The 20,152-nt window shown below is 58.9% G+C and carries 15 protein-coding genes; 6 read left to right on the top strand and 9 right to left on the bottom strand.

Annotated features, from left to right (window positions below):
* Positions 1 to 28 precede the first annotated feature (28 nt).
* Positions 29 to 262 carry a hypothetical protein gene (locus V6L81_RS12525; RefSeq protein ID WP_095002400.1) on the top strand — a complete coding sequence of 78 codons (234 nt, stop codon included), beginning with the start codon at positions 29 to 31 and terminating at the stop codon, positions 260 to 262.
* A 9-nt stretch (positions 263 to 271) separates the two neighbouring features.
* On the opposite strand, the gene V6L81_RS12520 is transcribed toward V6L81_RS12525, so the two are convergent.
* The 3 genes from V6L81_RS12520 to V6L81_RS12510 all read right to left on the bottom strand — a co-directional run bounded on the left by V6L81_RS12520 (position 272) and on the right by V6L81_RS12510 (position 2,557).
* A complete protein-coding gene (locus V6L81_RS12520; RefSeq protein ID WP_095018859.1) occupies positions 272 to 490 on the bottom strand; it encodes a hypothetical protein in 219 nt (72 codons plus the stop codon).
* A 131-nt stretch (positions 491 to 621) separates the two neighbouring features.
* Positions 622 to 1,956, bottom strand: a complete 1,335-nt coding sequence (locus V6L81_RS12515; protein WP_338659972.1) for a phospholipase effector Tle1 domain-containing protein — start codon at positions 1,954 to 1,956, stop codon at positions 622 to 624.
* 196 nt (positions 1,957 to 2,152) lie between these two features.
* On the bottom strand, positions 2,153 to 2,557 hold the full coding sequence (locus V6L81_RS12510; RefSeq protein ID WP_016780464.1) for a TraR/DksA family transcriptional regulator: 405 nt from the start codon (positions 2,555 to 2,557) through the stop codon (positions 2,153 to 2,155).
* Positions 2,558 to 3,268: 711 nt separating this feature from the next.
* Here V6L81_RS12510 and V6L81_RS12505 point away from each other — a divergent pair.
* Positions 3,269 to 3,985, top strand: coding sequence for an HPP family protein (locus V6L81_RS12505; RefSeq protein ID WP_095002397.1), 717 nt, complete (start codon positions 3,269 to 3,271; stop codon positions 3,983 to 3,985).
* Positions 3,986 to 4,127: 142 nt separating this feature from the next.
* On the top strand, positions 4,128 to 5,204 hold the full coding sequence (locus V6L81_RS12500; protein WP_095002396.1) for a GGDEF domain-containing protein: 1,077 nt from the start codon (positions 4,128 to 4,130) through the stop codon (positions 5,202 to 5,204).
* Between the two features lie 142 nt (positions 5,205 to 5,346).
* Here the strand turns inward: V6L81_RS12500 and V6L81_RS12495 are convergent, their stop codons facing one another.
* The 5 genes from V6L81_RS12495 to tpx form a co-directional block, all read right to left on the bottom strand.
* Positions 5,347 to 6,780, bottom strand: coding sequence for an efflux transporter outer membrane subunit (locus tag V6L81_RS12495; RefSeq protein ID WP_338659971.1), 1,434 nt, complete (start codon positions 6,778 to 6,780; stop codon positions 5,347 to 5,349).
* Entirely contained in the window at positions 6,777 to 9,884 is a 3,108-nt protein-coding gene (locus V6L81_RS12490) for an efflux RND transporter permease subunit (RefSeq protein WP_095018856.1), read from the bottom strand. Before V6L81_RS12490 ends, V6L81_RS12495 begins: the two co-directional genes overlap by 4 nt.
* On the bottom strand, positions 9,881 to 12,982 hold the full coding sequence (locus V6L81_RS12485) for an MdtB/MuxB family multidrug efflux RND transporter permease subunit (RefSeq protein WP_095018855.1): 3,102 nt from the start codon (positions 12,980 to 12,982) through the stop codon (positions 9,881 to 9,883). Before V6L81_RS12485 ends, V6L81_RS12490 begins: the two co-directional genes overlap by 4 nt.
* On the bottom strand, positions 12,979 to 14,286 hold the full coding sequence (locus tag V6L81_RS12480) for an MdtA/MuxA family multidrug efflux RND transporter periplasmic adaptor subunit (protein ID WP_150628092.1): 1,308 nt from the start codon (positions 14,284 to 14,286) through the stop codon (positions 12,979 to 12,981). The genes V6L81_RS12485 and V6L81_RS12480 overlap by 4 nt, the downstream gene beginning before the upstream one ends.
* Before the next feature lie 274 nt (positions 14,287 to 14,560).
* Positions 14,561 to 15,061 (bottom strand): thiol peroxidase, encoded by a 501-nt coding sequence (tpx, locus tag V6L81_RS12475; RefSeq protein WP_095002391.1) that lies wholly within the window; start codon positions 15,059 to 15,061, stop codon positions 14,561 to 14,563.
* Between the two features lie 255 nt (positions 15,062 to 15,316).
* Here tpx and V6L81_RS12470 point away from each other — a divergent pair, with 255 nt between their 5' ends.
* Positions 15,317 to 16,108 (top strand): hypothetical protein, encoded by a 792-nt coding sequence (locus tag V6L81_RS12470; RefSeq protein ID WP_095026960.1) that lies wholly within the window; start codon positions 15,317 to 15,319, stop codon positions 16,106 to 16,108.
* A 9-nt stretch (positions 16,109 to 16,117) separates the two neighbouring features.
* Complete coding sequence (locus V6L81_RS12465) at positions 16,118 to 17,536, top strand: DUF1254 domain-containing protein (protein WP_338659970.1); 1,419 nt, start codon at positions 16,118 to 16,120, stop codon at positions 17,534 to 17,536.
* A 171-nt stretch (positions 17,537 to 17,707) separates the two neighbouring features.
* Here the strand turns inward: V6L81_RS12465 and V6L81_RS12460 are convergent, their stop codons facing one another.
* Positions 17,708 to 18,376, bottom strand: coding sequence for a DUF3313 domain-containing protein (locus V6L81_RS12460; RefSeq protein WP_095018852.1), 669 nt, complete (start codon positions 18,374 to 18,376; stop codon positions 17,708 to 17,710).
* Between the two features lie 337 nt (positions 18,377 to 18,713).
* On the opposite strand from V6L81_RS12460, the gene ccoN reads away from it, so the two are divergent.
* Positions 18,714 to 20,141, top strand: a complete 1,428-nt coding sequence (ccoN, locus tag V6L81_RS12455; protein ID WP_338659969.1) for a cytochrome-c oxidase, cbb3-type subunit I — start codon at positions 18,714 to 18,716, stop codon at positions 20,139 to 20,141.
* Positions 20,142 to 20,152 lie beyond the last annotated feature (11 nt).

The following is a 20,152-nucleotide window of genomic DNA, read 5'->3' as shown; positions in this document are numbered from 1 at the left end:
CTTCATTACCTCGAAGGGAAAGCGACACGTGACGGAATTTGATATTGGCGAATTTTTTATCCGCGGCGAGTCCAAAGAAGTCGATGGTGAGTTTCAGGCCGTGATCGTGATGCGCGCCAAGCCACCGTTGAAAACCGTGACTTACCATCAGGTCGAGAAAGACCGCTGGTTCAAGACCGCCGAGCAGGCTGAAATTGCCGCCAGGGGTTCGGCGCAGGAATTGAAGCTCGCAGTGGACGCAGGCGCCCTGAACGCATCTTGACGCAACCCGTCAAGCACGCTGAGCCCGAGCCTGCATTGCGCACGCGCCAGCGCTCAGCTGCGCCAGCCAGGCAGCGCGACACTCTTCAGCTTCCATGCGGCTGGAGAACGCCGTCCCGCGTTGCTCGCCGTTGACCAGCACAACCCAGCAGGCCTTTTGCCCCGTGGCCCGCAACCCCTTGGGGACACCCGAGCCGATCATCACGGCAACATCTACCCGATTGGACATGGTGGATACTCCAACTATTTAGTTAGTCACCTAACGATGTCGGCCATCTTAAAGAGTTAAGGACGCTGGAAAAAGCTATGCCCTGCATAGCTGCATTGCATCAGCGGTAACAATATCCCCTGCATGCGGGCTCAAACCGGCGGTTTTTGCTCGAAAACATTGCGCCCGCCCTCCTGGGCAATATTGAAAAACGCCTTGTCGAGTACCCCTAGCCCCTGGCCCACATTGGCATTGAAATTGGCCGATTGATGAACGTAGCGCTGACGCAACAAGCGCTCCTGGGCAGGGGTGAGCTTGATTGTACTTTTCAGTACCTGCGCTTCGAGCCTTGCAGCGATGGGCAACAGTTCATCAGGCAAAGCATCCTGGGCACTGATCAAGGCGGCAAAGGGCACACCCTGTTTGCATGCCAGCGAATGCATGATGCGCAGATACACACGGGAAAGATGACCCAGCACCCGGCGCTGCATAAAGACGGCGGCCTGGACGCGCTTCATCGGGTCCTGGCGGCTGCCGGCCTTCTGCTCTTCGGTGCGCACTTGCACGAAGTCCTGCTCAGCGAGCGGATCAATCAAATCCCTGGCTTGCCAGTCCAGCAACTGCGCCTGGGCCAGCTTCCAGGCACTGGTCAGCCTGATGGGTGTGGACGGGCTGACCAGATTGCTCTGCCAGCGCGTCAACTGCACCTGCTCTTGCATCTCGACCGGATAACCGCCGCCAAGATCGGCATGGACTCCGGGCAGGGATATATCCAGCGGCCATTGCGGGGCAATGCGGGTCAGGGAAAAATTGCGTCGGTATTCATCCCGCGCACAAAGTTGCACCACCTGTTGCGCGCAGTCAGGCCCCAGATACAGATTGAGCCCCGGATTGATGTCATCCCCCACATCACCCAGGTCCTCCAGCCCGCCCATGGCTGCAACAGTATCGAAGAGCCCGATAAACTCGATGCTGCACTTGAAGTCAGAAGCCAGCGCAAACTGCTGCGTGAAGGCCGTGGCATGCACCTGGTTGGCAAAGTGGCGGGCTGCGGCAGCGCCGCGGCTGAAGCCAAAAAGGTCAAGTTGCAGACGGCTCAGGGTATTGGCGGGAGCCAGCCGTAGAAATTGCGCCAGACATTGGCTCAGTTGCTCCAGGGCCTCATCGGCCTTGCCCAGCACCCCGGTGCGCCCACGGCCATAGGTCAGGCCCGGGAAGGAGGTATCAACTGCCCCTGTGGTTGTGCCAATACCGCCGACGTAGAGCGAAGTCAGCGCCTGTGAATCCTTGAACGTCGTTTGCACAGGGTAGTGCCGGTGCAGGCGGGCGATATTGGTGGGTTCACCGGCATAACTGCTGCCGGGTTCGACCTTGAGGCCCCGGGCCTGGCGCTCGCGGCCCGAGAGGATATTGAACTGGTTATTGGCCGTGCCATCAAAAAAAATACCGACACGCAATACATACCCCGTATTGCTTGAGTGACTCATGACACTGGCCCTCGTTCTTTTCAGCTTCGCGTGGAAACGCCGTGCCAAATATAAAGGGGCATGACCAAAACACTCAGCTCAACGTCAGGTTTAAATTTTTACGGGGAATTACAACAGAGGCCAGGGCGACAGCGCGGACGGCTGCGCAGCCCAAGCTACCGGAACCGCAGGACACGGCTCCGGCAAGGTCAAGCCTTCAGGCTTGACGCTGATGCTTGTCGATTTGCTCGTGACGCTCTTGAGCTTCGATGCAGTACTTGGTGGTAGGGCTGATCAGCAGGCGCTTGAGGCCAATTGCATCGCCACTGTCATCACACCAGCCGAAGCTGTCATCCTTGATACGTTCCAGCGCCTGTTCGAGCTGGGGCAGCATGCGCTGATCACGGTCGATGGCGTTCACCAGCCAGGTGCGCTCTTCTTCAACCGAAGCAGCGTCGGCCGGGTCAGCCGGAGTGTCCAGGCTCTCGATCGCGATGCGGTTCTGCTCGATACGCTCGTGGGTTTCGACCTTCATGTTTTGCAGCAACTCGCTGAAAAAAGCATGTTGCTCGGCATTCATGTAGTCATCCGCCGGCATGGCCAGCAACTTATCCTTTGTCATTGATTTCTCTATAAAAAATACGTGCATTAAGGCGAATTAGGGAGCGTTCTGACCGATCTTCATCCCAACCAGTTAGGTGCCATCTATTTCAAGCGCCACCCGGCACTCAATTTACGAGGGGCGGCAGTCTAAGGCCGAGTTATCGACTCAGCAACTGAAAACACACCTATTTGTCCAGCAAAACCTGGAAAGTGACGAAAAACGTGCTCAGCGGGGCTAATGGAGTGCGTTTATAGCAAGAAATTCAATGCGCAGGCTGAAAATCCCCTACCAGGTGCGATGACCCACAGCTGATGGGTCATCTCTATATTGTTAAGGGCGAGACCCGCGCACCCGAACCGGGCACGCCGATAAAACCGCGAAATGCCCTGCTCGTAATAAAAGAACCACTGGCCAATACAGCCCTGCCGTGTGCAACCAGATCGAGCGACGTTTAGTAAGCAATGGGGTGCATGAGCGCGTATTGGGTCAACTTTTCATGGCTGGCTCGCCCGGGAAACCGGGCAGCCATGCCCAGGTAATGCTCCACCCCACCAAACATCAATTTAAATGCACTTAACCATCATTATTATGCATTTGCGTATTGGTTAACGGCTGGGCAGACTGCTCGCGTTCCTCCCCCAGATGAAGGAACATTTTCAAGGGCTTGCCGGTTAACCCGCCAGGCCCTTTTTTTACCTTCCTGCTTCACAAAACCGGATTTACCTGACCATGCAAACCCGCTGGATCAGCCGCCTATTGCCTGCGGCTACGAACACCCGCCCCACCGAATGGAGCCGTGCCGCCATTGGCGTGTCCCTTGGCACACTATTCAGTGTGTGGTTCTGCAGCCTGTTCTATGGCCTGCCCGTGGCCATGCACCTGATCGGCCCGTTGGGCGCTTCGGCCATTTTGCTGTTTGCCGTGTCCTCGGGTGCACTGGCGCAACCCTGGTCGATTGTCGGCGGCTATCTGTGCGCCACGGTCGTGTCGCTGGGGGTGGTGCATTTTCTTGGCCGCAGCCTCGACAGCGCGTGCCTGGCCGTAGGTCTGGCAATGATCAGCATGTGCCTGCTGCGCTGCCTGCACCCGCCTGCAGGTGCACTGGCGCTGCTGGTGGTACTGGCCGACCCGGACAGTGCCAGTCTTGGCTGGGGCATGCTTGCACCGGTGATGCTCGGCGCAGTGTGCATGCTGCTCGCGGCGCTGGCCTATAACAACCTGACCCGCGTGCGTTACCCGAAAAAACCGTCCGAGCCGAGCCCTGCGGCCAGCACCGATCAGGCACCGATCAATCCGGGCATCAGTGCTGAAGATTTGCACCATGCGTTGCAGCAAATGGACGCATTTATCGACGTTACCCCCGAAGATCTCGAAGAGTTGATTCGAGCCAGCGAGCTGCATGCGCGCCGGCGCAGTATCGGTGAAGTGTTCAGCCAGAACGGTTGAGCCTGGGGCGCTGCCTGCCCTGCTTGCCCTGTATCGATAAGCGCCCAACTCCTGCTAGGGTTAACGAGGTAACCTGGGCGGCAGACATGCTTGAGTGCCTGATCACCCGGATTCCGCCATCCGACAGTGATCAAGGCTCGCAATGCTCAAAACCATTGAAAATGAGATCTCGAAACAGGCCGCCCCGCCCGCCTTGCAAGCTGAATTTGCCCAACATGATTTCGAAAAGCTGCGCAATTTTTGCAGCCTGACCTATATCACCAGCATTGCTATCTGGTTACTGTTCAACCTGATTGTCAGCACCAAGGGCGGCCAGGGGTTTACCGGCCTGTCCCTGCTGTTTATCAGCGTCATGGTGGGGTTGACCATTATTCTGGGCTTTGTCGGCAATTACCGGCACTTCGATGTACTCAATACGGTTTTCGTAGCCATCATCACACTCGGTTTGCGCCTGATCATTTTCGGCCTGCCAGCCGAGACCCAGCCGATCTGGCTGGCACTCGCCACCTCAAGCATTCTTTATAGCGCGTCGGTGCTGCCGCTCAGCCGCTGGGCGTTTCTCGCCGTTGCCGCCATCAGCTGTGTCACCCTCAACCCTTTCCTGATGGCCGATGTCTCGGTCATGGATCTGCGCGGCTTGCTGATCCTCTGCTACTTCACCTTTTTGTGCAGCCTGACCACCTACAGTTTTTTCAAGCTGCGCCGGATCAAGCTGCACAATTACACCATGTCCAAGTTACTGGTGGCCCAGGCCTACATCGATGCCCTGACCGAGATCCCCAACCGGCGCTCTTTCATGCTTCAGGCCGGGCATGTACTGCTGACCCGCCCCAGGGAGCACGACCACTATCTGGCGATGATCGATATCGACAATTTCAAGAAGGTCAACGACCAGTACGGCCATGATATTGGCGATGAGGTGCTCAAGCGTACGGCCGCCAGCATCAAGGCAGTGATGGCTGATTTTGCGTACGCACGGCTGGGTGGTGAGGAGTTTGCCGTGTACCTGCCCGGCGTGCGCCGCGAAGACGTCGAAGTACTGGCGCAGAGCCTGTGTCGCCGGGTGCGTGAAGATCCCGACGCACACCCAGTGACCATCAGTATCGGCCTGGCCCGGGTCGAAGAGGAAGACACCCTCAACCAGGCGCTGGCCAAGGCCGACAAGGCGCTGTACGGCTCCAAGCATGACGGCAAGGACAGGTTTACGTTTTATTCGTGAGCGGCTGGCAGATCGGGGGATATAGCGTAATTCGGCGAGCTGGCCGTATTGAGCCGGATCAAAAGCCCCTCACCCTGGCCCTCTCCCAGAGGGAGAGGGAACCAAGAGCAAAAGCGGATCAAGCTGGGGTGAGGGGTCTGCGTCAGTCGCTCAACTCGGTATTGCCATCCCAGCCGCCACCCAGCGCCGCAATCAGTTGCACACTGGCAATCAGACGGCTCTGCAGCAAGTTAAGTACGCTGCGCTCGGTGCTCAGGGCTGTTGTTTGCACCGAAACCACGTCCAGGTAAGCAATCAAGCCCGCCTTGTACTGGTTACTGGTCAGGCGCAACGACTCGCGGGCCGACTCCAGTGCCTGCTCCTGTACCACCGACTCATCGCCCAGGACCTTCAACTGCACCATGTAGTTTTCCACTTCCCGCAGACCGTCGAGCACGGTCTGGCGATACTTGGCCACCGTCTGGTCATACACGGCTTCATTGCGATCGACTTCTGCCGAGCGCTGGCCACCATCGAACAACGGCAGGGAGATTTTCGGCCCCACCGACCAGAAGCGGTTGGGCACGCTGATCCAGTCCTGATACTGACTGCTGCTGTAGCCACCCGACAGGCTCAAACTGAAATCGGGGTAGTAAGCCGCCTTGGCTACGCCAATGTTGGCGTTGGCAGCAATCACCGAGCGCTCCGCCGAAGCGATGTCAGGACGCCGCTCCAGCAGTTGCGACGGCAGGCTGACCGGGATCTGCGGCAACTTGGGTACGTTTTTAATTTCCGCCAGGTTGAACCCTGCTGGTGCTTGACCGGTGAGCACCGCTATTGCGTTTTCAAATTGCGCCCGCTGCCAGATCAGGTCGATCAGGCTGGCCTGGGTATTGCGCAACTGGGTTTGCGCCTGAGCCACCGCATCCTTGCCGGAAATTCCCGCACGGTACTGGTTTTCGCTCATTTTCAGTGAACGTTGATAGGCCTCGACCGTGGCTTCGAGCAAACGCTTCTGCTCATCGATCACCCGCAATTGCAGGTAGTTCTGCACCAGCTCCGACTGCTGGCTCAGGCGCATCGCCGCGAGGTCGGCCAGGCTGGCCTCGGCACTCGCCTCGTTGGCTTCCAGATCACGGCGCAACTTGCCCCAAACGTCGGCCTCCCAGCTCACCCCGACCTGGGCATTCAAGGTGTCCCGTATGCCGCTGCTGGAGCTGGTCAGGCTGGAGTTTGAGCTGCCGGTGCCCTGGCTGGACCGGGTCTTGCCCACGCTAAGGTCGGCGCTGGGCAGGAACGCCCCGCGCGCACTGCGCACCAAGGCCTGGGCCTGACGGAACTGGGCTTCAGACTGCGCAACACTCTGGTTGGCGCTATTGAGTTTTTCGACCAGCGCATTGAGCTGCGGGTCGCCATAGAGCTCCCACCAGGCACCTCGGGCCAGTGAGTCGCTCGGATTGGCCTGGGTCCAGCCGGCTGCCTGCTTGTACTCAAGGGGCGCCGCCGTTTGCGGGCGCTGGTAGTCCGGGCCGATGGCACAGCCGCTAAGCAGCGCAACGGACAACGCCGGGGCAAGGAAAAACGAACGAGAGGTCATAGCGGAGTTTCCAGAGCAGCATCAGTGCGCACGCCGCGCCATTTGTTGAAGCGATGGCGTAGGCGGTCGAGATAGAGGTAAACCACAGGCGTGGTGTAAAGGGTCAGAATCTGGCTGAAGATCAGCCCGCCAATAATGGTCAGGCCCAGGGGCTGGCGCATTTCCGCGCCTTCGGCGCTGCTCAGCATCAGTGGCAAGGCACCGAGAATGGCCGCCAGGGTGGTCATCAGGATCGGCCTTAAACGTTGCAGGCAGGCACTGCGGATCGACGCTTGCGGGTCGAGGCCCGAATGACGTTCCAGTTGCAGGGCAAGATCGATCATCAAAATCGCGTTTTTCTTTACCACACCAATCAACAGGAACAGCCCCAGCAGTGAAATCAGGCTGAACTCCCCGCCCGTGAGGTAAATGCTCAACAACGCACCAACACCGGCAGACGGCAAGGTCGACAGAATGGTCAACGGGTGGATGTAACTCTCATAGAGAATCCCCAGCACCAGGTACACCGCTACCAAGGCGCCAAGAATCATGAACGGCTGGCTTTTTTGCGTGGCGGCAAAAGCATCGCCCGTACCGGCCATTTTCACGATCACTTCTTCCGGCAGGCCGAGCTTGGCCACCGCCCGTTCAATGGCTGCCGTACCCTGCTCCAGGGTGACACCGGGGGCCAGGTCGAACGCAATGCTCTCCGAAGCGAACTGGCCCTCGTGGGATACCCGGTCGTTCTGCAGGCTGTTCTCATAGTGGGCAATGGCCGACAGCGGAATACGCTGACCATCGGCGGTTATCACCTGCACCTGATTCAGGGTTTCGGGGTCCTGGGCGTACTTGGGGTTGACCTCCATCACCACCTGATACTGATTCAGGCTGTCGTAGATAGTGGAAATCTGCCGCTGACTGTAGGCGTTGTTGAGCACGGCAGTGACCATGTCCATATCCACCCCCAGGCGCTTGGCCTGGTCGCGATCAACCACCAGGGTCACCTGCTGGGCACCGCGGCCTTCACGGGCATCGATAGCGGTCAGCTCAGGCAATGCCTTGAACGCGGCCACCACTTTTGGATACCAAGTGCGCAACTCGCCCAGATCGCCGCTTTGCAGGATGTAGGAGTACTGCGAGCTGGTCTGGTCACGCCCACCGCCAAACTGCAGGTCCTGGTCGGCCATCAGCATCAGGCGGCCGCCGGGCACTTTGGGCATGCTCTCGCGCAGCCGTTCGATGACCTTTTGCGCCGACACCTTGCGTTCCGAGATCGGCTTGAGACGCACGATCATAAAGGCGTTGTTGGTGCCGCCATTGCCACCAATAAAACCGGCAACGCTTTCTACCGCAGGATCGGCCAGCACAGCCTTGCGAAAGATTTCCATTTTCGGCTGCATCACGCTGAACGACAGGCCGTCGTCGCCACGCACAAAACCGATCAGTTGCCCGGTGTCCTGTTGCGGCATAAAGGTTTTCGGCACCACCACATACAGCGCCACGTTAACGCCAATGGTTACCAGCAGGCTGAGCAATGTCAGGCGCTTGTGCCGCAGCACCCAGTCCAGGCTGCGTGCATAGCCGCTGACCATGCGCTGGTTAAGGCGGATGCTCCAGCGCTGCATGGCGTTTTCCGTGCCCGGCACATGGGGTTTTAGCCAGCGTGCGCAAAGCATGGGCGTGAGGGTCAGGGACACCACCAGCGACACCACGATCGAAGCGGCCAGGGTGATGGAAAACTCGCGGAACAAGCTCTCGACAATCCCGCCCATAAACAGGATCGAGAGGAACACTGCCACCAGTGACACGTTCATCGAGAGCAGGGTAAAACCGACTTCCTTGGCCCCCAGCATGGCCGCTTTCATGGGCGCCACACCGGCGTCGATATGCCGCGAGATGTTCTCCAGCACCACGATGGCGTCGTCCACCACCAGCCCGGTGGCCAAAATCAGCGCCATCAGCGACAGGTTGTTCAGCGAGAAGCCGTAGAGGTACATGATGGCAAAAGTGCCCACCAACGACACCGGCACTGCCAGCGTCGGAATCAGCGATGCGCGGAAATTGCCGAGGAACAGGAACACCACCAGAATCACCAGCGCCACGGCGATCAGCAGGGTCATTTCGGCCTCGTGCAGCGTAGCCTTGATCACCGGTGAACGGTCCATGGCCAGGTTCAGCTGCACGCTTGCCGGCAGCACCGCCTGCAAGGCCGGCAACTGGGCCTTGATCGCGTTCACGGTCTCGATGATATTGGCCCCGGCCTGGCGGTTGACCACCAGCAGCACCGCCGCATCGTTATTGAAAAAACCGCTGTTGTAACGGTCTTCAACACTGTCCTTGACCTTGGCCACATGGCTCAGGCGCAGCGCCGCGCCATCCTGGTAACGGATGATCAGCGGTTCGTAGTCCTTGGCCTTTTCCAGCTGGTCGTTGGCCTGGATCTGCCAGTTGCGCTCGCCATCGGAGACTGCGCCCTTGGGCCGGCGCACGTTGGCATTGGCAATGGTGTTGCGCACGTCATCCAGCGAGACGCCGTACTGGTTGAGCAGTTGCGGTTCCAGCTCGATGCGCACGGCGGGCAGCGAGCTGCCGCCAATCTGCACTTCACCTACACCCGGCACCTGGGACAGGCTTTGCGAAAGAATGGTCGAGGCCAGGTCATAGAGCTGGCCCTTGGACAACACCTCGGAGGTCAGCGATAACACCATGATCGGTGCTTGCGAGGGGTTGATCTTCTTGTAGGTGGGCATGCTTTTCATGCCGCTGGGCAGCAGGTTGCGCGAGGCGTTGATCGCCGCCTGCACCTCCCGCGCCGCGCCGTTGATGTCGCGGTCCTGATCGAACTGCAAAATCACCCGGGTCGAGCCCTGGCTTGAATTGCTGCTCATGGTATTGACCCCGGCAATCGCACCGAAGGCCCGCTCAAGCGGCGTGGCCACGGTAGATGCCATCACCTCGGGGCTGGCCCCGGGCAAACTGGCCGACACCACGATCACCGGGAAATCCATTTGCGGCAACGGCGACACCGGCAGCAAACCAAAGCTCACCCCGCCCAGCAACATGATTGCCAGGCTCAGCAGCATGGTGGCTACCGGGCGTTTGATAAACGGGCCGGACAGGTTCATACCGACGCCTGCTCAGCCTGGGCCGCATCACCACGCCAGCGACGCCCCAAGCGATCGAAGTACAGATAGATCACGGGGGTAGTAAACAGGGTCAAGACCTGGCTCACCAGCAAACCACCGACCATCACCAGACCCAGGGGCTGGCGCAACTCTGCCCCGGAACCGGTGGCCAGCATCAGCGGTACGGCACCAAACAACGCTGCCAGGGTGGTCATCAGGATCGGCCGGAAGCGCAACAGTGCCGCCTGATAGATCGCCTGCTCCGGTGCCATGCCCTGGTTACGCTCGGCGTCGAGGGCGAAGTCGATCATCATGATTGCGTTTTTCTTGACGATGCCGATCAGCAGGATAATGCCGATAATCGCAATCATGCCCAGGTCATTGCCGCTGAGGATCAGCGCCAGCAAGGCACCCACTGCTGCCGATGGCAGGGTGGAGAGAATGGTGATCGGGTGGATGTAGCTCTCATAGAGCACCCCCAGCACGATATACATGGTCACCACCGCCGCCAGAATCAGCAGCAAGGTGCTCGACAACGAAGCCTGGAACGCCTGCGCGGCACCCTGGAATTCGGTCTTGACCCCCACCGGCATGCCGATGTCCTTCTGCACCTGATCGATCAGTTCCACGGCCTGGCCCAATGCCACGCCAGGCGCAAGGTTGAACGAGACCATTACCGAAGGGAACTGGCCGATATGGGAAATGGCCAGTTGTGCCTGACGCTCCTCGACCCGGGCCAGGCTCGACAGCCGCACCTGGCCACCATCGGTGGTCTTGACGTGGATCTGATCCAGCGCCTGCGGGCCTATTTTCTCGCCGTCCTTGGCCTGCAAGACCACGCGGTACTGGCTGGCCTGGGTGTAAATGGTCGAAATCTGCCGCTGACCGAAAGCGTCATACAGGGCATCGGTAATATTGGCCACCGACACGCCCAGGCGTGATGCCGCATCGCGGTCGATCACCAGGTATACCTGCAGCCCCTTGTCCTGCAGGTCACTGGCCACATCGACCAGTTCAGGCTGATTGGACAACGCGGTGACCAGTTTCTGCGTCCAGGTGCTGAGCATGTCAGCATCCGGGGATGACAGGCTGAACTGGTACTGGGTACGGCTGACGCGGTCTTCGATGGTCAGGTCCTGCACCGGCTGCATAAACAGGCGGATGCCCGACAGCTTGTCCAGTTGCGGCTGCAGCCGCGCAATCACCTCGATGGCACTGTCGCTGCGCTCGCTGTGGGGCTTGAGGTTGATCAGCATGCGACCGCTGTTGAGGGTCGGGTTATCCCCGTCCACGCCAATATAGGAGGACAGGCTCTCGACATCCGGGTCTTGCAGAATGATCTTGCCCAGCTCCTGCTGACGCTGACTCATGGCACTGAACGAAATCGATTGCGGCGCCTCGGAAATGCCCTGGATCACCCCGGTGTCCTGCACCGGGAAAAAGCCCTTGGGCACCACCATATACAGGAACACGGTCAAGGCCAGTGTACCGATGGCCACCAGCAGGGTCAGCGGCTGGTGCTTGAGCACCCACTGCAACATGCGCCCGTACTCGGCGATCATCCAGTCGATAAACGCGCCGCTGGCACGGTAGAAACGCCCCTGCTCTTCAGGCTTGGGTTCGGCCTTGAGCAGGCGCGCGCACATCATCGGGGTCAGGGTCAGCGAGACCACCAGCGAGATCAGGATCGCCACCGCCAGGGTGATGGCAAATTCGCGGAACAGGCGCCCCACTACATCGGCCATAAACAGCAGCGGGATCAATACCGCGATCAGCGACAGGGTCAGCGAGATCAGGGTGAAGCCGATCTGTTTGGCGCCCTTGAGCGCCGCCTGCATCGGGCTGTCACCTTCCTCGATATAGCGCGAGATGTTCTCCAGCATGACGATGGCATCATCGACCACAAAGCCGGTGGCGATGGTCAGGGCCATCAGCGTCAGGTTGTTGATCGAAAACCCGGCCAGGTACATCACGCCAAAGGTGCCAACCAGCGACAGCGGTACGGCAATCGACGGAATGAGGGTGGCGCTGGCCCTGCGCAGAAACAGGAAGGTCACCATCACCACCAGGGCGATGGCGATCAGCAATTCATGCTGCACATCGCGCACCGAGGCGCGAATGGTTTGTGTACGGTCGGTCAGCACCGTGACATCGATGCCGGCGGGCAGGTTGTCGGTAATGCTTGGCAGCAGTGCCTTGATCCGGTCCACCACCTCAATCACGTTGGCACCGGGCTGGCGCTGGATATTGAGCAGCACCGCCTGGTTTTCGTTGGCCCAGGCTGCGAGGCGCTCGTTCTCGGCGCCGTCGACAATTTCGGCCACGTCCTTGAGTCGCAGCGGTGCGCCGTTGTTATAGGCAAGAATCAGTTCGGCGTATTCTTGCGGGGTTTTCAGCTGGTCATTGGCGTCCAGCATCGACACCCGGGTCGGGCCGTCGAAGTTACCCTTGGGCTGGTTGACGTTGGACGCACCGATCAGGGTGCGCACATCGGCCAGGTTCAGGCCATTGGCAGCCAGCGCTTCAGGGTTGACCTTGATCCGCACCGCCTGGCGTTGCCCGCCAGCGATGCTGACCATGCCCACGCCGCTGATCTGGGCAATTTTTTGCGCCATGCGCGTATCGACCAGGTCATTGAGCTTGGGCAACAGCATGGTTTTGGAGCTGATGGCCAGGGTCAGTACCGGGGTATCCGCCGGGTTGACCTTGTTGTACACCGGTGGTGCCGGCAAATCCTTGGGCAGCAGGTTGCTGGCGGCGTTGATCGCAGCCTGCACCTGTTGCTCGGCGACATCCATATTGATGTCGAGATTGAAACGCAGGGTCAGTACCGAAGCACCACCGGAACTGGTGGAGGCCATCTGCGTAAGCCCCGGCATTTGCCCGAACTGACGCTCAAGTGGTGCCGTCACTGCACTGGTCATCACATCCGGGCTGGCCCCGGGGTACAGGGTCATCACGCGGATGGTCGGGTAATCCACCTGGGGCAAGGCCGATACCGGCAGCAAGCGATAGGCGATGATCCCGGACAACACGATGGCCAGCATGCACAGCGTGGTTGCAACCGGGCGCAGGATAAACAGGCGCGACAGGTTCATTCGCGGGCCTTGGACTTGGTGTTGTGCGCGGCCGGGGTGGCATCGGTATCGGCACCGCCATCGAGCAGTTGCCCGGCAGCCGTTTCCGGTACTTCGGCACTGTCGTTGACAACTTCCACCGCGCCACCATCACGCAGACGGTCGGTGCCCTCAAGCACTACACGATCACCCGCCGCCAGGCCCTCTTCGACCACGGTCACGTCGCCATCGGTGGCACCCACTTTAATACTGCGAATCTTGACCTTGTTGTCACCGTCCATGGCATACACGAACGAGCCGTTGGTGCCGTACTGAATCGCTGCAGTGGGAGCCAGCACCACGTTTTTAAGGGTGTCGGCCAACAGGCGTACATTGACAAACTGGTTAGGGAACAGCGCCTGATCGCGGTTCTCGAACAATGCCTTGAACTTCAGGGTACCGGTGGTGATATCAATCTGATTGTCGATGCTGCTCAACACACCGACTGCCAGCTCTTTGGTATCGCCACGGTTCCAGGCCTGCACCGGCATTTTCGCGCCGCTGCGATAACGCTCAAGCACCAGCGCCAGGTTGGTCTCGGGCAAGGTGAAACTGACCACAATCGGCTCGGTCTGGGTGATCACCACCAAGGCCGTGGCGTCGTTGGCTGCTACCAGATTACCGACGTCCAGCTGACGCAGGCCCACACGGCCGCTGATCGGTGCGCGGATCTTGGTGAAATCCAGGTTCAGCCTGGCATCGTTGACCGCCGCCTGATTGGTCTTCACCGTGCCCTGATATTGGCTGACCAGCGCTTCGGCGGTGTCCAGGGTCTGTTTGGCGATACTGTCCTCGGCGTACAGCCCGCGGTAGCGCTGCACATCGACCTGGGCATTTTTCAGCTGGGCCTGGTTCTGCAGCAACGTGCCTTCGGCTTGCAGCAGGGCATTTTGATAACTGCGCGGGTCGATCTCAGCCAGCAGCTCGCCTGCCTTGACCATCTGCCCTTCCTTGAAATAGACCTTGACCAGTTCCCCTGCTACACGGCTGCGCACATTGATGGTGTTCAATGCGGTCACTGTGCCCAGCGCCTTGTAGTAAATCGGGAAATCGCCCTGCGTTACTTCCGACACCCGCACCGGCACGGGCTGGGTCGAGCCACCAAAGCCCGGGCGCATCATGCCCGAGCGACCGGTGTGCCCGGCGGGCTGATCGGTCGCAGCCTTTTTTGCGGCAGACGGCCATAGCCACCAGCACAGGCCAAGGACTATCAGCAAGACCAGCAGGCCAAACAGCCAGAAACGGGATTTGTGGGAAACAGAGGATTGCATGGAGTGATCAACCATTAGCGCGAGCGATAATTTTCAGGAGGTGGAACGATAAGCAGTGCGGGCCGTTATGAAAAGGCTCTTTACCCGCTATTTACGTTATAGAGATGGCATTGAGATGAAGATCGACGAAATCTGTGGACTCTGTGTGGGAGCGAGCCTGCTCGCGAAGGCAGCCGACGATGGTGCTTGAAGATTTCGCGAGCAGGCTCGCTCCCACCGATCAACAGGCCGTACAAAAAAAACGGCCTGGCACTTAAGTGCCAGGCCGCTTCAGGTCTTGCAGTACGACTTACTTCAAAACAGCCAGGGCTGCTTCGTAGTTTGGCTCTTCAGCGATTTCTTTAACCAGCTCGCTGTGCAGCACGTTGTCGTTTTCGTCCAGCACCACCACCGCACGGGCAGTCAGGCCGGCCAACGGGCCATCAGCGATTGCCACGCCGTAGTTCTCGATAAACTCGCGGCCGCGCAGGGTCGACAGGTTTTGCACGTTTTCCAGGCCTTCAGCGCCGCAAAAGCGGGCCTGGGCGAATGGCAGGTCAGCCGAGATGTTCAGCACAACGGTGTTCGGCAAAGCGTTGGCTTCGGCGTTGAATTTGCGTACCGAAGTAGCGCAGGTTGGCGTATCAACGCTTGGGAAGATGTTCAGCACTTTGCGCTTGCCGGCAAAGCTCGCCAGTGTTGCATCGGACAAATCACCCGCAACCAGCGAAAACGCTGGTGCCTTGGAACCTACTGCAGGCAATTCGCCGTTGACTTGAACAGGGTTGCCTTTAAGCGTCACTTGAGCCATGAACGATGTCCTTTTTGACAGGTTGTTGAAGAGGCCGAAGTTAAACATGAATCAGCCGGGCTGACCTATGGATCGAACAAAAAATCTTATGCTCTGCGGCACTAAAAGACGATTCCTACAAGGCGCCATGCACCGCAGTTATTAGCTGTATTTTTGTGCCCGGGTGCGCAAAAAAGACGGAAATAGCCCCGACATAAGCGCCAGTTCCCTGCCAACTGCTAGCGTACATGGCTAGCGCCCAAGGAACAGGATCGCATGCCCATCACTCGCCTTGCCTCAAGTCTGTTGCTCACCCTGGCCCTGTACCCGGCTGCCGATGCATTGGCAGATAACGCCGAGACCGCCAACAAGAGCAACAACCCGCTGAATCTGGCCCCGGGGGTCAATCTGCAGGACTACTACACGCCGCAGGTGTACGACAGCAATATCCACACCAATGACGCCCTGCTGCGCGGCGCCCTGCCCGTGGCACCCAACGACGTTATCGGTGTACCGCAACTGTTGCGCGTGACGCTTCCGGTCAGCACCCGTCCAGACCCGCACGGTGGCTACAGCAGCGGGATCGGCGACCTCAACCTGTTCGATATTTTCCTGCTCAAAACCGAAGGCGTGCAATTGGGCATTGGCCCGCAGATAACCGCACCCACTGCCGAGCATGACGAACTGGGCACCGGCAAGTGGCAAGCCGGCCTGGCGGCCATTGCCATCGATGCTTCGCCACGGGGCCTGCTGGGCGCACTGGTGCAGTATCAAAGCTCGTTTGCCGGGGACAGCGACCGCCAGCATGTCGAGAGCGCCACGTTCCAGCCCTTTATCATCCACAACCTGCCCAAGGGGTGGTATTTGCGCTCCACCGGCACCTGGACCTGGGACCTGAAAAACAACACCCACTACATCCCCGTCGGGCTGGGCGTGGGCAAGGCCTGGAAAGCCGGAAGCAACATCCTCAATGCCTTCGTTGAGCCGCAATGGACCGTGGAACGCAAGGGCGACGACCTGCCCCAGTTCACCCTGTTTGCCGGGATCAACGTCACCTTCGGAAAATAGGAACCTGCCATGCACATAAAGCCACCCGCCTATCTACTCGCTGCCTGCCTCTCCTTGGGAGCGGGCAATGCTGACGCCATCAATTTCAGTGCCTCACCCACCGAGGCTGCCAGCATCGCCAGGGAGGCCTACCTGTACGGCTTCCCCGTGGTGGAAATGTACAAGACCCTCTACACCCAGGCCGTGGACACGCAGGGCAAAAACTTCAAGGCGCCGTTCAATGAAATCGGCAATACCGCCATGGTATTTACCCCCAGGGATACCGCATTCGTGACGCCCAACTCGGACACGCCCTACTCATTCCTGTGGATGGACCTGCGTGCAGAGCCGCTGGTTCTGACCCTGCCTGCCATCGAGGACGGCCGCTACTACTCGACGCAACTGATCGACCTGTACACACAAAACTTCGCGTACCTGGGCACCCGCACCACAGGCAATAAAGGCGGCAATTACATGATCGCCGGGCCTGGCTGGACAGGGGAAAAACCGGCCGGTATCGACGCCGTGATTCCCAGCGAGAGTGCCATTGCCTACGGCCTGTACCGCACCCAGTTGTTCGATGACAAAGACCTGGCCAAGGTCAAGCACATCCAGAGCGGTTACAAGGTCCGGCCCCTGAGCCAGTTCCTGGGCAAACCCACGCCAGCTGCGGCGCCCGCCGTGGACTGGCCCGCACCTGTTGCCGATATGAGCGACAGCCCCGAGCTGTTCAGGTACCTGAGTTTCATGCTCGCGTTTGCCCAGCCCCAGCCCAGCGAAGCGGCATTGCGCGAGCGTTTCAGGAAAATCGGGATTGAACCGGGCCAGCCCTTCAACCTCAATGAACTGACCCTTGAGCAGCGCACTTCACTGGAGGATGGAATTGCGGCAGGCAAAGCCGAGTTCGCACAATTCAAGCATGACAAGGTAGACACCCATAAAATCACCAGCGGTGACCTGTTCGGCTCCCGCGAACACCTGCACAACAATTACCTGTACCGCTATGCGGGCGCCAATATGGGAATTTTCGGCAACTCGGCCGCGGAGGCCAATTACATCGGTTACTTCGTCGACAATCAGCAGCACCCTGTCGACGCCTCCAGGGATCGCTACACCCTGCATTTCAACAAGGATGCACTGCCGCCCGCCAATGCGTTCTGGTCGCTGACGATGTATGACGGCAAAACCAAACTGCTGGTCGAAAACCCGATCAATCGCTACCTGATCAACTCGCGCATGCTGTCAGATCTCAAACGCAACGCTGATGGCAGCTTGACTCTGTATGTGCAGAACCAGCCGCCCGCAGGGGAGTGGCTAAACAACTGGCTGCCAGCACCTGACGGACCGTTTTATGGTGTATTGCGCATTTACATGCCCAAGCCCGAGGTCGCCAGCGGAGAATGGAAAATGCCCTTGCTAACGCCGGTGGTTAGCCAAACAGCTCCGTAGCAGCTGCCGAAGGCTGCGTCCTCGTAGTGCGGCCTTCGTAATGCCAGGGTGCACGGTATGGTCGTAGAACCTTGGATTCAGGTTCTACGACGGCTACGCCGCCGAACGCAGCCTCGCTCCGCTCGTCAGCTGCTACGCAATATCCGGGGCTGGCGGCTACACCGGGTACGTTTACTTGTTGAGTTTCAAATACGACTGATGCAAGTCCGAAGCCCAGGTATCGATCACGTTTTTCACGTCATCGGCCTTCATCGCCTGGCTGGCATTGGCCAGGGGCTTGCCTGTGCCCTTGCGCACTACCTGGGCCACTACATCCTGGCTTTTCCCGTCGATAAACACCGCCTCGGTGGCCAGTTGGGTTTCCTGGTCGCGGATCCCCGACGCTGTGCTCACCGCAGCCGCCACCAGCGCTACCGGAATGTACTCATACGGTGCCAGGCTTTCGGTTTCACTGCTCACCGCAGTGATGGCTGCACGCACCACAATCACGCCCGGCCCAGGGGCACTTGCCAGTGGCAATGATTTGCTCAGTTCGCGCTTGAGCGCCTGGTCGTAATACTGGGTAATACCATTGAGGGTGCTTTGCGGGATCTTTTCTGTCGGTTTTGGCGCCGGATATAACTGGGTCGGCTCGATATACACGCTGGTGTACTGTCCTGGCTTCAGTTTGGGGTCAATCCAGCGCATCACCTCAGCACCAGAGGGCGACTTGGCCTCTTTGAGGCGGCTGTAATCCTTCAAGAATCCGGAATATTCGTCAGGTTGCTGGACCTTGCTCGCACAACCGACCATCCCGATTGATGCAATGCACAACGTACCGATCATTAGACCAAGCTTCATTCTGTAGCTCCTGTAGGGGGCGCAGCCGTAGAAACGCGCCCTATAGGTATAGCCAAGCATTGAACAATCGCCGCAGAACCCAAATTGATCCGACGGCGATTGTGATCGAATGCTCAATACACATCGGCATACTTTTTACAGCTCAGTTCTATTTGTCTGTCAAGAAACACTCTAAAACCAGATCAGATGGGTAAATATTCGCCTGATCCAGCGCAAAATTGTGATCTGCATTAATTCTCGTTTTCTGAATCTGTTTTGTTTTTGCCCTGATTCCTAAAGTTCCCCCTGCGCCAGACCACGAGGCCTGGCAGGACTTTGAACCGTGGAAGACTTGAGCATGAGCACAGCACTGAACGGGCAGGCCTATAACTACAAGGTCGTCCGCCAATTCGCCATCATGACCGTGGTATGGGGCGTTGTCGGCATGGCCATGGGCGTGTGGATCGCCTCACAACTGGCCTGGCCGCAGATGAACCTCGACCTGCCCTGGACCACCTTCGGCCGCCTGCGCCCGCTGCATACCAGCCTGGTGATTTTCGGCTTTGCCGGCAGCGCGCAATTTGCCGCCAGCTACTACGCCGTACAGCGTACCTGCGGGGTGCGGTTGTATTCGGACAAACTCGCAGCCTTCACTTTTTGGGGCTGGCAGTCGGTGATCGTGATCATGCTGGTCACCCTGCCCCTGGGCTACACCACAACCAAGGAATACGCCGAAATCGAATTCACCGGCGCAGTCTGGCTGACGGTGGTATGGGTGGCCTACGCCATCGTGTTTTTCACCACGGTGGTACGCCGCAAAAGCAAGCACATCTATGTCGGCAACTGGTTTTTTGGCGCCTTTATCCTGGTGATCGCCATGCTCCATGTGGTCAACCACCTGGCCATTCCGGTGGACTGGTTTAAATCATATCCGGTGTACTCCGGCGCTACCGATGCCATGGTGCAGTGGTGGTACGGGCATAACGCCGTAGGTTTCTTCCTGACCACCGGTTTTCTGGGGATGATGTACTACTTCGTGCCCAAACAAGTTGGCAAGCCGATCTACTCCTATCGCCTGTCGATTGTGCATTTCTGGGCACTGATCACTCTCTATATCTGGGCCGGTCCGCACCACTTGCACTACACCGCCTTGCCCGACTGGGCGCAGTCTCTGGGCATGGCCATGTCGATCATCCTGCTGGCACCCAGTTGGGGCGGCATGATCAACGGCATGATGACCCTCTCGGGCGCCTGGCATAAATTGCGCACCGACCCGATCCTGCGTTTTCTGGTGCTGTCCCTGGCGTTCTACGGCATGTCGACCTTTGAAGGCCCGATGATGGCGATCAAGACCGTCAACGCCCTCTCCCACTACACCGACTGGACCATCGGTCATGTCCACGCCGGTGCCCTGGGCTGGGTGGCAATGATCACCTTTGGCGCGCTGTACCACATGATCCCGAAAATCTTCGGCCGCGAGCAGATGTACAGCACCAGCCTGATCAACCTGCACTTCTGGCTGGCCACCATCGGCACGGTGCTCTACATCGCCTCGATGTGGGTCAATGGCATCACCCAGGGTCTGATGTGGCGAGCTATCAACGATGACGGCACGCTGACTTATTCGTTTGTGGAATCGTTGCAGGCCAGCCACCCGGGCTTTGTAGTTCGCCTGGTGGGCGGATTGTTTTTCCTCTGCGGCATGTTGCTCATGGCCTGGAACGTCTGGCGCACGGTGCGTGCAGGTAACCTCAAGCAGGCCGAACTGACCGCATACATCGCCTGACCACGCTGCAC

It is taken from the genome of Pseudomonas bubulae, assembly GCF_037023725.1.
Taxonomy (GTDB): Bacteria; Pseudomonadota; Gammaproteobacteria; order Pseudomonadales; family Pseudomonadaceae; genus Aquipseudomonas; species Aquipseudomonas bubulae.
This window is presented reverse-complemented; position numbering and strand designations above follow the sequence as displayed.